The 14,511-nt window shown below is 67.6% G+C and carries 13 protein-coding genes; 7 read left to right on the top strand and 6 right to left on the bottom strand.

Annotated features, from left to right (window positions below; translation table 11 throughout):
- The first annotated feature begins 5 nt into the window (after positions 1–5).
- Entirely contained in the window at positions 6–1,154 is a 1,149-nt protein-coding gene (gene coaE / locus AOM45_RS30765; RefSeq protein ID WP_030466563.1) for a dephospho-CoA kinase, read from the top strand.
- Here coaE and AOM45_RS30760 read toward each other — a convergent pair.
- Both AOM45_RS30760 and AOM45_RS30755 read right to left on the bottom strand, forming a co-directional pair.
- Complete coding sequence (locus tag AOM45_RS30760; RefSeq protein WP_030466562.1) at positions 1,130–1,648, bottom strand: ribonuclease FAU-1 family protein; 519 nt, start codon at positions 1,646–1,648, stop codon at positions 1,130–1,132. The two genes, coaE and AOM45_RS30760, sit on opposite strands and share 25 nt — an antisense overlap.
- A gap of 88 nt (positions 1,649–1,736) precedes the next feature.
- Complete coding sequence (locus tag AOM45_RS30755; protein WP_030466561.1) at positions 1,737–2,246, bottom strand: ribonuclease FAU-1 family protein; 510 nt, start codon at positions 2,244–2,246, stop codon at positions 1,737–1,739.
- A 50-nt stretch (positions 2,247–2,296) separates the two neighbouring features.
- On the opposite strand from AOM45_RS30755, the gene AOM45_RS30750 reads away from it, so the two are divergent.
- The 4 genes from AOM45_RS30750 to AOM45_RS30735 all read left to right on the top strand — a co-directional run bounded on the left by AOM45_RS30750 (position 2,297) and on the right by AOM45_RS30735 (position 6,801).
- Complete coding sequence (locus AOM45_RS30750) at positions 2,297–3,400, top strand: DUF5685 family protein (protein WP_030466560.1); 1,104 nt, start codon at positions 2,297–2,299, stop codon at positions 3,398–3,400.
- 55 nt (positions 3,401–3,455) lie between these two features.
- Positions 3,456–5,618, top strand: a complete 2,163-nt coding sequence (gene uvrB / locus AOM45_RS30745) for an excinuclease ABC subunit UvrB (RefSeq protein WP_030466559.1) — start codon at positions 3,456–3,458, stop codon at positions 5,616–5,618.
- 396 nt (positions 5,619–6,014) lie between these two features.
- A complete protein-coding gene (locus AOM45_RS30740) occupies positions 6,015–6,446 on the top strand; it encodes a MarR family winged helix-turn-helix transcriptional regulator (RefSeq protein ID WP_308202665.1) in 432 nt (143 codons plus the stop codon).
- 7 nt (positions 6,447–6,453) lie between these two features.
- Positions 6,454–6,801, top strand: coding sequence for an MmcQ/YjbR family DNA-binding protein (locus tag AOM45_RS30735; RefSeq protein WP_030466557.1), 348 nt, complete (start codon positions 6,454–6,456; stop codon positions 6,799–6,801).
- Here AOM45_RS30735 and AOM45_RS30730 read toward each other — a convergent pair.
- Positions 6,798–7,178, bottom strand: a complete 381-nt coding sequence (locus tag AOM45_RS30730; protein WP_030466556.1) for a VOC family protein — start codon at positions 7,176–7,178, stop codon at positions 6,798–6,800. The two genes, AOM45_RS30735 and AOM45_RS30730, sit on opposite strands and share 4 nt — an antisense overlap.
- 55 nt (positions 7,179–7,233) lie before the next feature.
- On the opposite strand from AOM45_RS30730, the gene AOM45_RS30725 reads away from it, so the two are divergent.
- Positions 7,234–7,626 carry a VOC family protein gene (locus AOM45_RS30725; RefSeq protein ID WP_030466555.1) on the top strand — a complete coding sequence of 131 codons (393 nt, stop codon included), beginning with the start codon at positions 7,234–7,236 and terminating at the stop codon, positions 7,624–7,626.
- Here the strand turns inward: AOM45_RS30725 and AOM45_RS30720 are convergent.
- Entirely contained in the window at positions 7,623–8,549 is a 927-nt protein-coding gene (locus AOM45_RS30720) for an ABC transporter permease (protein ID WP_030466554.1), read from the bottom strand. The genes AOM45_RS30725 and AOM45_RS30720 overlap by 4 nt on opposite strands.
- 428 nt (positions 8,550–8,977) lie before the next feature.
- The gene (locus AOM45_RS30715) at positions 8,978–11,809 is read right to left on the bottom strand and encodes an alpha/beta fold hydrolase (protein WP_030466553.1); all 2,832 of its coding nucleotides are present in this window, start codon (positions 11,807–11,809) and stop codon (positions 8,978–8,980) included.
- A gap of 358 nt (positions 11,810–12,167) precedes the next feature.
- On the opposite strand from AOM45_RS30715, the gene AOM45_RS30710 reads away from it, so the two are divergent.
- Positions 12,168–13,166 (top strand): TerC family protein, encoded by a 999-nt coding sequence (locus AOM45_RS30710; RefSeq protein WP_030466552.1) that lies wholly within the window; start codon positions 12,168–12,170, stop codon positions 13,164–13,166.
- A gap of 69 nt (positions 13,167–13,235) precedes the next feature.
- On the opposite strand, the gene AOM45_RS30705 is transcribed toward AOM45_RS30710, so the two are convergent.
- Positions 13,236–14,444, bottom strand: coding sequence for a metal-dependent hydrolase family protein (locus tag AOM45_RS30705; protein ID WP_030466551.1), 1,209 nt, complete (start codon positions 14,442–14,444; stop codon positions 13,236–13,238).
- Between the last annotated feature and the right edge of the window lie 67 nt (positions 14,445–14,511).

The following is a 14,511-nucleotide window of genomic DNA, read 5'->3' as shown; positions in this document are numbered from 1 at the left end:
TCGGCATGCTCAGGGTGGGGTTGACCGGGGGGATCGGGTCCGGCAAGTCGACGGTTGCGCGGCTGCTGGCCGAGCGGGGGGCCGTTGTCATCGACGCGGACCAGCTCGCTCGTGAGGTGTTGGAGCCTGGTACTGACGGGCTCAAGGAAGTCGTCAAGGCGTTCGGGGACGACGTGCTGAACGGTGACGGCACGTTGAACCGGGCTGCGTTGGCTGCCAAGGCGTTCGCCACCGAGGAGGCTCGGCAGACGCTCAACGGGATCACGCATCCGCGGATCGGGGCGCTCACCGGGCAGCGGATGGCCGAGGCGCCTGATGACGCGATCGTCGTGCACGACATCCCGTTGTTGGTGGAGCGGGACATGGCGGCGGCGTACCACCTCGTGATCGTGGTGTACGCGGATGCCGAGACTCGTCTTCAGCGGTTGGTGAGCAGCCGGGGCATGGATCGGCAGGACGCCGAGAACCGGATTGCCGCTCAGGCCACCGATGAGCAGCGTCGGGCCGTTGCCGACGTGTGGCTCGACAACAGCGGTGAGGTTCCTGACGTCACGGTGTTGTGGGATCGGCTCGTCGGGTTCGAGAAGAACGTGCGGACGCAGTCGTACGCGTCCGGGTCGCCGATCGTGGTGCCGTACGACGAGAGGTGGCCCGCGCAGGCACGACGGGTTGCGCGGCGGATCAGTCTGGCGGCTGGTGGGCGGCACGTCGAGCACATCGGGTCGACTGCTGTTCCTGGGCTCGCGGCCAAGGACGTGCTGGACTTCCAGCTCGCTGTCGAGGACATGGAGACCGCGGACTCGTTGCGGGAGGCGTTGGCGCAGGCGGGCTTTCCGTACGTGGGGCCGTACGAGGACACGCCTCGTGGTGAGGGCGACTGGAGCAAGCGGTTGCACGCCGGGGCTGATCCCGGGCGGCGGGTGAACCTGCACCTGCGCGTCGAGGGGGCGCCGAACTGGCGGTGGGCGGTCGACTTCCGCGACTGGTTGCGGCACGACGCGCAGGCCCGGGAGGAGTACGCGAACCTCAAGCTCGAGCTGTCCCAGAGGTTTGCCGCCGACACCGGCGCCTTCGCCTACGGGGAGGCGAAGGAACCGTGGATGGAGGCGGCCGTCGAGAGGGTGCGGGCCTACAGGGGAGGCCAGGAGTCGTAGATGCCGTGCCACGTCAGCCACGAGGTGAGGTTGTGGTTGACGTTGCTGAGCTCTTCGAGGGTGCGGTGGACCGTGCGCAGGGCCTGGTCGGCGTCACCCGGTCGCAGGACGCGGCCCGCGACGGCGGCGGCGAACTCCTCGCTGCGCACGATGCGGGCCGTGGTGCCGCCGGGAACTGCCAGGCCCAGCAACAGGTCCGTGGTCTGCCAGTGCCGGTGGTCGCGTTCGACGCGGACCGCGGACAGCACGCTCGGGCCGCTGCGGGCGTGCCGGGAGCGCGGGCGGTAGGTCGTGAGGCGCAGACCCAGATCGGGCAGCAGCCAGGTGACCTCGGCGTCGGAGAACGGGTCTTCCGGGGTGGGATGTTCGATGCGCAGACCCCAGCGTTCCACGTAGCACGAACTGAGGGTGCGTGTGCCACCGGACGAATAAGTTCGTACGCCCGAAATGGTGTCGACGACATCGACCAGCTGAGGTGTAGTGACCGCTCCCACGACGCCGAGGGTAGTCAAATAAGTGCGCCCAGTTACACGCCGGGTCGATTCGTTACGTCACGGTCAGATGACGACCACACTCTGTGTACTACCGCCAGGCAGTCGGGCACCCGGATGCGGCAAGCCACCTGACGACATCGTGACCGTGCGCTGAAATGCCGGACACCGCCGAGTAGGTGGTTTCCAACGCCCATTGCGCGCGTTCCGCGGTGATCAGGTTGTGCTGAACCGCGGCGATCAGCTCGTCGGTGTCCAGAACGGTGACGCTGTGACCCGTCCGGACGATCAGGTCGAGGTACAGGTCGGTGGTCTTCCAGACGCTGCCGATGGCGTTGATCTCCACGACGTCGACGTAGAAGTCGAAGTCGAGCTGGTGGCCGGGGTGCCAGGACTGGCGCGTGACCCGGATGTTGAGCTTCGGCAGGAACCAGCTCTCGAAGTGGCTGATCTTCGGATGGCCCGCGAGCGGCCGGAACATGTAGAGGCCTGTCGGGGTGAGGCGGTACTCGTCGACGCTCCTCAGCTGCCCCTTGGGATCGGTGTTGCTCTTGGCGTCCAGGTCGAAGTACTCGATCTTCGGCGGATGGATGTGTGCCACGTCAGCGATACTGCCATCGTTGAGGCGTCCGGCCACTTAGGATGCCGCGCATGTTCGGGATCATCCGCCCCTGCCGCAACAGAATGGGCGCTGAGCTGCGGTCCGCGTGGCTCGCCCACCTGTGCGGGATGTGCCTGTCGTTGCGCGACGAGCACGGTCACCTCGCTCGTGTCGTCACCAACTACGACGGGCTGCTGATCTCGGCGATGGTCGAGGCCCAGAGCGGCGTCTCGCGCCGGTCCGCGGGACCGTGTGCGTTGCGCGGCATGAAGTCCGCGGACGTCGCCATCGGGTCCGGGGCGCGGCTGGCGGCGTCGGTGTCGCTGGTGCTGGCGTCGTTGAAGATCGACGATCACGTGGACGACGGGGACGGGCTCGCAGGGAAGGTCGGCTGGGCGGGGCGCGCGGTGGCACGGCGGTGGGCCGCCAAGGGGCTCGGGACGGCGTCGGACCTGGGGTTCGACGCCTCGGTGATGGTCGACGCGGTGCGCAGGCAGCCCGAGATCGAGGCGGCGGCGGGGCTGGGCAGTTCGGTGCTGGTGGTGACCGAGCCGACGGAGACCGCGACCGGGTTCGCCGTCGCCCAGACCGCGATCATCGCCGGGAAGCCCCGGAACGTGGAGCCGTTGCGCGAGGTCGGCCGGCTGTTCGGGCGGGTCGCGCACCTGATCGACGGGGCGGAGGACCTGGAGGAGGACCGCGCGTCGGGCGCGTGGAACCCGTTGCTCGCCACCGGAACGTCCGTGGAGGACGCGCATCGGCTGTGCCTGGACGCGGTGACGGGCATCAGGCTGGCGCTGGACGAGGTGGAGTTCACCGACGCGCGGCTGGTGCACAAGCTGCTGGTGCACGAGCTGGAGGAGTCGATCATCCGAGTGTTCGGCAGGCGCGGGCACCGGGACAAGCCGACCTGGTCGGATCCGGGCAGCGGCTTGTGGGCGTACCCGAGGCTGAACTGGCAGCCGCAGCCGCGCGGGTGCTTCGCCGGGTGCGGTGCGTTCCTGTACATGTGCGGGACCTGCCAGTTCTGCTGCCGCGACCCGTTCCCGGGCCCGTGGAGCGACAAGCGGCGGGACGGCTGCGACCCGGACTGCGGGAACTGCGGAGACTGCGGCGACTGCTGCAAGTGCGACTGCTGCTGCCCGTGCGATTAGGCCTCTGACCAGGCCCGATCTGAAATTGTCAGACCCCCGGCGTAACGTGCTTCCCGTGGCATTCGCAACCGAGCTTCCGCCAGAGGAGAGCACCGTCAGGGCGCACTCCGAGCACCGCCCCGTCGGCGAGATCGTCCGCACCGACGGGCAGTTCCGCGTCGTCAGCGAGTACCAGCCGGCGGGCGACCAGCCGGCCGCCATCGACGAGCTCGAACGCCGCGTGCGCACCGGTGAGCGCGACGTGGTGCTGCTCGGCGCCACTGGTACCGGCAAGTCGGCCACCACGGCCTGGCTCGTCGAACGGCTGCAACGCCCCACCCTGGTGATGGCGCCGAACAAGACGCTGGCCGCCCAGCTGGCGAACGAGCTGAAGGAGCTCTTCCCGCACAACGCGGTCGAGTACTTCGTCAGCTACTACGACTACTACCAGCCCGAGGCGTACATCCCGCAGACGGACACGTACATCGAGAAGGACTCCTCGATCAACGAGGACGTCGAGCGACTGCGCCACTCCGCCACCATGTCGCTGCTGACCCGGCGCGACGTCATCGTGGTCGCCTCGGTGTCGTGCATCTACGGCCTGGGCACGCCTCAGTCGTACCTCGACCGCTCGATCCCGCTCGAGGTCGGCGTGGAGGTCGACCGCGACGCGTTCCTGCGCCTGCTGGTCGACGTCCAGTACACCCGCAACGACATGTCGTTCACCCGCGGCACCTTCCGCGTGCGTGGCGACACGGTCGAGATCATCCCGTCCTACGAGGAGCTCGCCGTCCGCGTCGAGTTCTTCGGCGACGAGATCGACAAGCTGTACTACCTCCACCCGCTGACCGGTGACGTGGTGAAGGAGGTCAACGACCTCCGGATCTTCCCCGCCACGCACTACGTCGCGGGCCCGGAGCGCATGGAGCGCGCCATCCGCGACATCGAGGCCGAGCTGGAGGCGACGCTCGCCCAGATGGAGCGTCAGGGCAAGCTGCTGGAGGCCCAGCGCCTGCGCATGCGCACCCAGTACGACATCGAGATGATGCGCCAGGTCGGCTTCTGCAACGGCATCGAGAACTACTCACGCCACATCGACGGCCGCGGCGCCGGCACGGCGCCGGCGACACTGCTCGACTACTTCCCCGACGACTTCCTGATGGTCATCGACGAGTCGCACGTGACCGTTCCGCAGATCGGCGGCATGTACGAGGGCGACGCTTCCCGCAAGCGCAACCTGGTGGAGCACGGCTTCCGCCTGCCGTCGGCGCTCGACAACCGCCCGCTGACGTGGGAGGAGTTCGCGGACCGGATCGGTCAGGTCGTGTACCTGTCGGCGACTCCCGGCCCGTACGAGATGGGCCAGGCCGGCGGCGAGTTCGTCGAGCAGGTCATCCGCCCGACCGGTCTGGTCGACCCCGAGGTCGTGGTGAAGCCGACCGAGGGCCAGATCGACGACCTGGTGCACTCGATCCGGGAACGCGCCGAGCGGGACGAGCGGGTCCTGGTCACGACGCTGACGAAGAAGATGGCCGAGGACCTCACGGACTACCTGCTGGAACTGGGCATCCGGGTCCGGTACCTGCACTCCGAGGTCGACACGCTGCGCCGTGTGGAGCTGCTGCGGCAGCTGCGGCTCGGCGAGTTCGACGTGCTGATCGGCATCAACCTGCTGCGGGAGGGTCTCGACCTGCCCGAGGTGTCGCTGGTGGCGATCCTCGACGCGGACAAGGAAGGGTTCCTGCGGTCGGGAACTTCTCTCGTGCAGACGATTGGTCGTGCTGCTCGCAACGTGTCCGGTGAGGTCCACATGTACGCGGACAAGATCACGGATTCGATGCAGCACGCGATCGACGAGACGAACCGGCGGCGCGCCAAGCAGATCGCGTACAACACGGAGCGGGGGATCGATCCGCAGCCGTTGCGGAAGAAGATCACCGACATTTTGGAGGCCGTGTACTCCGAGATCGAGGACGAGGTTCCGGTTGGAGGGTCTGGGCGGAACCAGTCTCGAGGGAAGAGGGCTACCGGGGAGGGTGGACGGTCTTCCGGGGTTGTCGCGTCGCATGAGCGGGCGGGGATGGCTCGGTCGGAGCTGGCGGATCTGGTGCAGTCGTTGACGGATCAGATGATGAACGCGGCTCGGGATCTGCAGTTCGAGTTGGCGGCCCGGTTGAGGGATGAGATTCAGGACTTGAAGAAGGAGTTGCGCGGGATGGATGCGGCCGGGGTTAAGTGAGTTTCGAGTCGCGCCGGTTGCTTAAGTTGTGTCCCTGGTTCGTCGGCGGCTTGCGATTTCGTGCCCGTAGGTTGGTCGGGGTGCGTGCGGGTGTTGCGTGCTTGACCTGACGCCTGTCTAGCGCGGCAAGTGCTGTGTCGCGCTAGACGGGGGAGCCACCGCTCCCCATGGTCGTACTGCTCGGCTAATGAGTGTTGAGCCGGTCGTCTTCACCGTCGCTTGATCACGACGTCCACTGTGGAGGCTGGTGTGCCTGTTGCTCAACGTGAAATCGGGGTGTGCGGCCGGTAATCTCTTGGGCTGATAACGATTTGTGTTTGCCGCGTAAATCGCTCTCTGGGGTGAGATGTCGGCTGACACCTTTCGTCACGGCGCAGGACGACCATGATCTCACGGGTGGATGTGGACTCCCACCTACAAGCGGTGGAGCAGGCGCTGATCGCCATGCGACGCAGTCAGTCGCGTCGTGCGCTCGCGGAGCTGGCTGTGCCGGCTTTTGACGTGCTGGACGTTGTCGAGGCGGCTGAGCGGGCCGGGGTGCAGGCTACGGTTTCCAGTGTGGCGTCGGCTTTGCACGTTGATCAGCCGCGTGCCAGCAAGCTCGTCACCAGTGCTGTTGATTCCGGGTTGGTCGCTCGGGTCGCCGACAAGGCGGATGGGCGGCGGGTGTTGCTCATTCGCACTCCTCGGGGGCGCGCCACTTCGGCTGAGCTGCACCGGGCTCGGCAGGCTGCTTGTGCTGCCGCCATGGCGGACTGGACTGATGAGGAGCGGGTTGTGTTCGCGCAGTTGCTTGGTCGTTTTGTTGCTGTCTTCGGCGCGCGATAATCCTGTTGTGACACTGGACGAGTTGATCGCCTACTGCGCGGGCAAGCCTGGCGCGGAGGAGACGTATCCGTGGGGCGACGCCGAGCTGGTGTGCAAGGTCGGCGGCAAGGCGTTTGCGTTCATCGGGTTGAACGCGCACACCGTTGGGCTCAAGTGCGGGGTGGATGCTGAGGCTGCCGCGCCTTGGCGGGAGCGGTTTCCCGGTGACATCACCATTAGCGGGTATGTCGGGCGTTATGGGTGGAACACCATCGCGCTCAAGGGATCGGTGCCCGACGACGACCTGTTGGAGCTCGTTGACGGCTCCTACGAGGCCGTCGTCGCGCGGTTGCCGAAGCGGAAGAGGCCGGTTTAACCCTCTTCGGGTTGCAGGATGCCGAAGATGTTGCCTTCGGTGTCCTTGTAGTAGGCGAGAAGGCCCACGCCGGGCATCTTGTCCTTGGGCAGGGCCACTGTGCCGCCGTTGACGTCGATGGCCGCGATGGTGGCGTCGATGTCGGGCACGCTGATCGTCATGACGAAACCGTGCACCGGGGCGTCCGGTGCGGGGTCCGGGCCGCGGCGTGGCAGCAGGCCGCCGTTCACGCCGGGCTGGTCGTCGTCGCCGGTGGTGATGACCCAGTAGGGGATGTCGCCCCACTGTTCGATCTTCCAGCCGAAGACCGACGTGTAGAAGCGCCGCGCGCGATCGGGATCTGCGGCGTGGATCTCGAAGTGCACAGGACGTGACATGAGCGGGACGCTACTCCGGACAGTGGTTGTCCGCATTGGCTCCTACGGTGCTCTCATGGCAATCGAATTCCAGGTCTCCTTCGACGCGAACAACCCTCCGAAGCTCGCCGACTTCTGGGCGCAGGCGCTCGGCTACGTGACGCAGCCGCCGCCTCCCGGCTTCGCCACCTGGGAGGAGTTCGCCGTCAAGAACAACATCCCGTTCGACTCGGTGGACGACTACGCGGCGCTCATCGACCCGGAGGGCAAGGGGCCTCGGTTCCTGTTCCAGCGCGTGCCGGAGGGCAAGACCGCGAAGAACCGGATGCACCTCGACATCCGGGCGGGCCTCGACTCGGTGGACCGCCTGGTTTCGCTGGGCGCCACGCGGGTGCGTGAGCACAACGACCAGACGGGCCACTGGGTCGTGATGCTCGACCCCGAGGGCAACGAGTTCTGCGTCAGCTAGCTCGTGATGTCCTTGGTCTTGAACCTGCGTGCCGCGAGCAACGTGAAGATGCCGCCGTAGACGAGCGCGGAGAACGTTCCGCGCGTCATTTCCGACCAGTCCACATCGGTCGAGAGCAGGTCGACCCAGGCCATCGCGTAGTGCGTCGGCAGGTAGTTGCGCAGATCCTCGAGCGGCTGAATCTGGTCGAGGATCTGCGACAGGATCGACACGAGCACCGCGCCACCGACCGCGCCGAGCGGCGCGTCGGTGGACACGGACAGGAACAGCGCCAGGCCCGCGACCCAGAACAGGTTGATCGCGATGTAGCAGACCGCCAGCGCGACGCCGAGCACGCCGTCCGCGAACGGCGCCGCCTCGCCGGTCGGGCTCACGACCTCGCCCGCGCCGTACCAGACGACGCCGACCGCCAGCGCCACCGCGGGAAGCAGGGCGAGGGCGAAGAGGCTGAGCAGGCCGGACGCGATGGCCTTCTGCCGCAGCAGACGGTGGCGTGGAACCGGCGCCGCCAGCAGGTACTTGAGGCTCGACCAGGACGCCTCGGACGCGATCGTGTCGCCGAAGAACAACGCGACGATCATCGGCAGCAGGAAGCTGCCGCTCACGAACAGCGTCAGCACCACGAAGTTGATGCCGCTGGCGGTGGCGAGGTCCACGAAACCGCCGGAGCGGCGGTTCGGGCTCGCCTGCCCGATCTCGAAGCTCAGCGCGAGGATGAACGGCAGCAGCACCAGGAAGCCCAGCACGAGCTGGGTCCTGCGGCGCCGGATCTGCCGTTGGATCTCCACCCGGATGCGGAGGGTGCGACGCGCCTTGTACCCGACCGCCGAGCCGTCGGGTGCCACCTCGGTGCGCTGGTGGGCGGCGGCGTCGGTGAGCTCGGTGATCGCGCCGGGGTCGGTGTGGACGTCGTGCTCGTTCACCGGTTCACCTCCTGCCGGATGGGTGCCTTCGTGCGGTTGGGGTTCGCGGTGAGGACGGTTTTCACCGTGCGCGAAACGTCGTCGTGAACGGTCCGTTCACCACGCGCCTGGCCCGAAATTGTCGGTGTGGGCTGGGAGAATGGAATCAGGGGTCCCCCTTGCGCGGTGGGCGGCGTGTGCGCCGGCGCGGAGGGGACGCCTGCGGGAGCGTGCGCGGAGTCGGCAGTGTGCTCGGAGTCGGCAGTGTGCTCGGGGGCGGCAGTGTGCTCGTTCACCGGTTCACCTCCGCTCCGAAATTGTCGGTGCCGACTGGGATAATTGAGTCAAGGGGACCCCCTTCGCCGGCGAGCAACGCCTGCTCGCTCGACGAGGGGACCTCTGCCTCGGCTTGGACGCCCGCCGTCGCGGACGCCGCTGCCATCAGGAAGTCATTCACCGACCAGCTCCAAGAACGCGTCTTCCAGCCTGCGTCGCGGGCCCGCCTGGTCCACCGCCACGCCCGCGGCGACCAGCGCCGAGAGGGCGGCGGCGCGCGGGACGCCGTTCATCGAGGCGTGCACTGCTCCCTCGTCCTCGTGCACGTCGTGCACGCCTTCGAGGCCTCGCAGGACGTCGGCTGCCTTCGACGGGGAGTCGACGCGGAACGTCGCCTCGCCGCCGCCTGCCGCGATGTCCGCCACCTCGCCGGCTGCGACGAGTTGGCCCTTGTGCATCACGACCACGTGCGAGCAGGTCTGCTCCACCTCGGCCAGCAGGTGCGACGACACCAGCACCGTGCGGCCCGCCGCGGCGTAGCGGCGCAGGACCTCGCGCATCTGGTGGATCTGGGGCGGGTCCAGTCCGTTGGTCGGTTCGTCGAGGATCAGCAGGTCCGGGAGGCCCAGCATGGCCTGGGCGATCGCCAGGCGCTGGCGCATGCCCTGGCTGTACGTGCGCACGCGGCGGTGCACCGCGTCGCCCAGGCCCGCGATCTCCAGGGCCTCCTCGACGTGGGCCTCTTCCAACGGCCTGCCCGTCGCGGCCCAGTACAGGCGCAAGTTCGCCGCGCCGGACAGGTGCGGCAGGAAGCCCGAACCCTCGACGAACGAGCCGATGCGCGACAGCACGGGTGCGCCTGGCGTCACCTTGTGGCCGAAGACCCTGATGTGGCCCTCGGACGGGTGGATCAGGCCCATCACCATGCGCAGGGTCGTGGTCTTGCCGGCGCCGTTGGGGCCCAGCAGGCCGAGGACCTGGCCGTGCTCCACGCGGAACGACAGGTCCTTCACCGCGGTCAGGCCGCCGGGGTAGGACTTGGTCAGGCCGGAGATGACCAGCGGCACCTCGGACAGTTCTGGGTCTGAGTCGTGTGCCATGCGGCGGCGGAACATCGCGATGATGCCGGCGGCGATCAGCACCAGCAGCGCGATCACGATGCCCCACAGGGCGCTGACCGGGAAGCCGGTCGTCACGTTGCGGCCGGGCACGACCGGCACCGAGAGCTCGTCGGAGGCCAGCGAGATGCGGTACGCGGCCGGCTGCTCGGCGTTCGCGAACGCCTGGTCCGTCGTCGACACGACCAGAGCCAGCTTGTGCGCGCTCTCGACCGGGCGCACGGTGGGAGGCAGCGTCACGGTCACCTCGGCGGCCGAGCCGTCCGGAGGCAGCGCCACGCGGAACGGGGCCACCGCCGAGCCCGGCAGCACTCGCGTGCCGTCGGCCGAGACGTCGTAGAGCTTCGCGAACAGGATCGCTTCGCCGGACGACTGGTCACCGCGGGCGACGCGCAACCGGACCGTCGACGAACCGGTCAGCAGCAGCTGGGAGTCCAGGGCGTCCGAGGTGAACACCGCGGCCTGGCCCGGCAGGTCGATCGACAGCCGGGACGAGATCGCCGACGACCGGGACAGCGCGGAGCCCAGGCCCGGCAGGTTGCTGATCGCGGCCGGGTTGCCGCCGGCCGGGTTCACCGCGACCTGCTCGCGGCCGCTCAGCTTCAGCGTCTTGCGCTCCGACGAGGAACCCGCGGAGAGCCCGGGGTAGGAAGGCGCGACGACCGTGCGCAGCGAAGGCGCGCCGGACGAGCGGAACGCGCCCTGCACCGAGTACTCGAAGCCGGTGCCGGGGTCGGTTCCCTTGCCCTGCAGGTGGAACGCCATCCAGTCGGCGATCTCGCCGCGCAGGGCCGTGCCGGGGTTGCCGCCGTCGTGGCCGCCAGCGTACCAGACCATCTTCACCTTGCCGCCGGCCGCGGCGATCTGGCGCGCGGTCGCGTCGGACTGGTCGAGGCCGAACAGCGTGTCCTGCTCGCCCTGCACCAGCATCGTCGGCTGCTTGATCTGGTCGGTCACGGCGACCGGTGACGACTTGCGCAGCAACTCCAGCGTCTGCTGAGAGGCGCGGCCCGTCGTGGCGACCTCCGTGTAGGCGGCGCACACCGCGGGAGTGAAGCGTCCGCACGCGCCCAGGGAAGGCGTGGGTGGCTGACCCGCTGCCCCCGAGTTCCCGCCCGGCTGCTGCACGGCGGTCTGGTTCGCCTCGGTCTGGCCGATCTCGGGGGCATCGCCCGTGGGCGACGACAGGTCGATCGACGTCAGGCCGGCGGAGAAGAAGATGCCCGCCCACGAGCGCTTGAAGACGCCGTCCTCGCTGAACGCGGTGGCGGCAGGGGTGGTGTCCGTGCGCGGGGTCGCCAGTGCCGAGTTCGGCAGCAGCGCCTGCGCGAGGTCGTTGTAGGTGATGACGGGGACGAGCGTGTCGACACGCTTGTCGACGCCCGCGAGCAGCAGCGACAACGCACCGCCGTACGAAGCGCCTGTCACGCCCACGCGCGGGTCGCCGGCGCCGTCCTTCTGCACCTCGTCACGGGTGCCGAGGAAGTCGAGGAGTTTCTGGGCGTCGCGGACCTCGCGGTCGATCGAGTTCAGCGCGATCTGGCCGGTGCTGCGGCCGAAACCGCGCGCGGACCACGTCAGGACGACGAAACCGCGCCGGGCGAACTCCTCGGCCTGGGTGTGCACACTGCGGAGGCTGCCGCCGAAGCCGTGCGCGAGCATGATCGCGGGCGCGGGTGTCTGCTGGGGGAGGTAGAGCCGCGTCTCGATGTTCACCGTCTGGGTGCTGTCAGGCGCCTCGGGTGCATCGATGATCGCTTCTCTGAACGTCACGGGCGCGGGGTCATCCGAGGATCGGGTGAAGTACACGCCACCTGCGACGAGGGCGAGCACGACGACCGCTGCGGGGATTGACCACCTGCCGCGAATGCGGGAGAGGCGGGACACGCTGATGACGATATGCGAGTTTTGCTGAGAACGACCTGCCGGGATCCGCTGCCGGTCTCAGCAAGAGTCGATCTTCAGCCGGCCTTCAGGTAGCGGACTGTTGAAACCCGAACGACACGCTGCGTATTCCCGTTGCACCTGGTTGCGTGGGTCTGCTCACCCTGTGTGGCGCTAACCGGACTTCGTGGAGCACAATGTTCACGCAGCATGGAGGGGAGTACTCCCTAAGCGGCGGTGTCGTCAGTACGGAGCTCGGCGTGGAGCTTCCGGTGCCGTCGGTCGTTCGAGAGATCATCTCGGCGGCGGAGGAGACCTCCGGGTTATTTGGCGTGCGCCCGAGAATCCCGGAGGTTGGGTTGTGAACGTCCCCGCATGGATGTGGATCGCGACGATCGGTGGTCTGCTCGTTCTGCTCGCTGTCGACCTCGTCATCGTCGATCGAAAACCCCATGAGGTGACGATCGGTGAAGCCGCCCGCTGGGTGGTCTTCTACGTGGCCGTGGCCGCCCTCTTCGGGCTCGGCATCTGGTACTTCTCCGGTGGTCAGTACGCGACGGAGTTCTTCGCCGGGTACATCACGGAGTACTCGCTGAGCGTCGACAACCTGTTCATCTTCTTGATCATCATGACGACGTTCAAGGTGCCGGCGATCCACCAGCACAAGGTGCTGCTGATCGGCATCCTGCTCGCGCTCGTCATGCGCGGCATCTTCATCGCGGCCGGCGCGGCGCTCATCAGCCAGTTCAGCTGGGTCTTCTTCATCTTCGGCGCGTTCCTCATCTACACCGGCTGGCAGCTGGCGCGGGAGAACCACGACGAGGAAGAGGAGTACAAGGAGAACCTGATGCTGCGCATGGTGCGCAAGGTTTTCCCGGTCACCGACGACTTCCACGACTCCAAGTCGTTCATCAAGATCGACGGCAAGCGCTACGTGACCCCGATGTTCATCGTGATGGTCGCGATCGGCTCCACCGACCTGCTCTTCGCGCTCGACTCGATCCCCGCGATCTTCGGCCTCACCAAGGAGCCGTTCCTGGTGTTCACGGCCAACGCGTTCGCGCTGATGGGCCTGCGCCAGCTGTACTTCCTGCTCGGCGGCCTGCTCGCGAAGCTCGTCTACCTGTCGATCGGCCTGTCGGTGATCCTCGGCTTCATCGGCGTCAAGCTGATCCTGGAAGCGTTGCACACCAACAACCTGCCGTTCCTCAACGGCGGCGAGCCGTTCCACGTGCCGACGATCGGCATCGAGGTCTCGCTGTCGGTGATCGTCGGCGTGCTGGCGATCACGACGATCGCCAGCCTCCTCAAGGTGAAGCGCGACCCCGAGGCCGCGAAGCACGTGGGCGCCAACCACTAGCGGGTGATTTTTGAGTCACGCGGGGCCCTTTCGTGCGGCAGGAGAGTACGTAGGGTCCCCGCGTGAACTTTAAGTGTGGACTTGTTGGGTGCCGTTCTGGTATACGGCGCGAATGGACTGCTTGAGGGTGCCTGCCTTCACGTGCTGCTCGGCGTCACCCTCCACGAGAACGAGATCGGCGAGCTTGCCCGGGGCGAGCTCGCCGAGTTCGTTTCCGAGGCGCATCAGCTCCGCCGCCGACGTGGTGGTCGCGTAGATCGCCTCGGCGGGCGACATGCCGTACTCGACCATGAGCGTGAGCTCGTTCAGGTTGTCGCCGTGCGGCCCGACCCCGGAGTCGGTGCCCATCGCGATCTTCACGCCGGCCTGGTGGGCCTTCTGGAACGCCTGGAAGTGCTGCGAGACAACGGCTTTCGCCTTGTCCAGGATCACGTCGGAGATCGCCACGCCGGCCGCGGCCTGGTCGAGCACCATGCGCGGCGCCATCAGCGTCGGCACGAGCCAGGTGCCGTTCTTGAGCATCTCCTCGACGCCCTCGTCGGTGAGGAAGACGCCGTGCTCGATCGAACGAACACCGTTGCGCACGGCCGTGAGGATGCCGTCGCCGCTCATCGCGTGCGACATGACCGCGATGCCTGCCGCGTTCGCCTCCTGCACGATCATCGCGATCTCCTCGTCGCGGAAGTGCGCGTGCCGGGGGTTGCTGCGCGGGGACATCACACCGCCGCTGGACGCGATCTTGATGATGTCGGCGCCGTGGCGGACCAGCGTGCGGATGACCTTGCGCAGTTCCTCGGGACCGTCGGCGACGGTGTTGGGCAGGCCGGGGTGCAGCGGCGGTGAGATGTGGGCGCCGCACTGCATCCAGTCGTCGTTGTGGCCGCCGGTCTGCGACACCATGTTGACCGCGATCTGCATGCGCGGGCCCTGGATCAGGCCGCGCCGGACCGCCTCCGCGACACCGAGGTCGGCGCCGAGCGCGTCGCGGACCGTGGTGATGCCGCACTGCAGGGTCGCTTTCATGTTCCCGATGGCCTCGTAGAACGGCAGCGAGAACGGCGTGTTCAGCGACCGCACCAGGTCGGCGCCGCTGAACATGAAGTGCACGTGGCAGTCGAACAGTCCCGGCAGGATCGTGTGGCCGGTCGCGTCGATGACGGTGTCGCCGTCGAGTCCGATGCCCACGTCGACGATGCGGTCGCCCTCGACCACCACGTCGCCGGGCTCGGTCGCCCTGCCGGTGAAGACCCTGCCCCCAGAGAACACGATGCGCGTCATACGCGGAAATCTATGCCGTGAGTCAATTTTTGTGATCGGTCAACAAACGACTCTGAGCTTTGCTAAC

Source organism: Lentzea aerocolonigenes, assembly GCF_000974445.1.
Lineage (GTDB): Bacteria > Actinomycetota > Actinomycetes > Mycobacteriales > Pseudonocardiaceae > Lentzea > Lentzea aerocolonigenes.
Note: the sequence above shows the minus strand (reverse complement) of the source record. Positions and strands in the feature narration are given on the sequence as shown.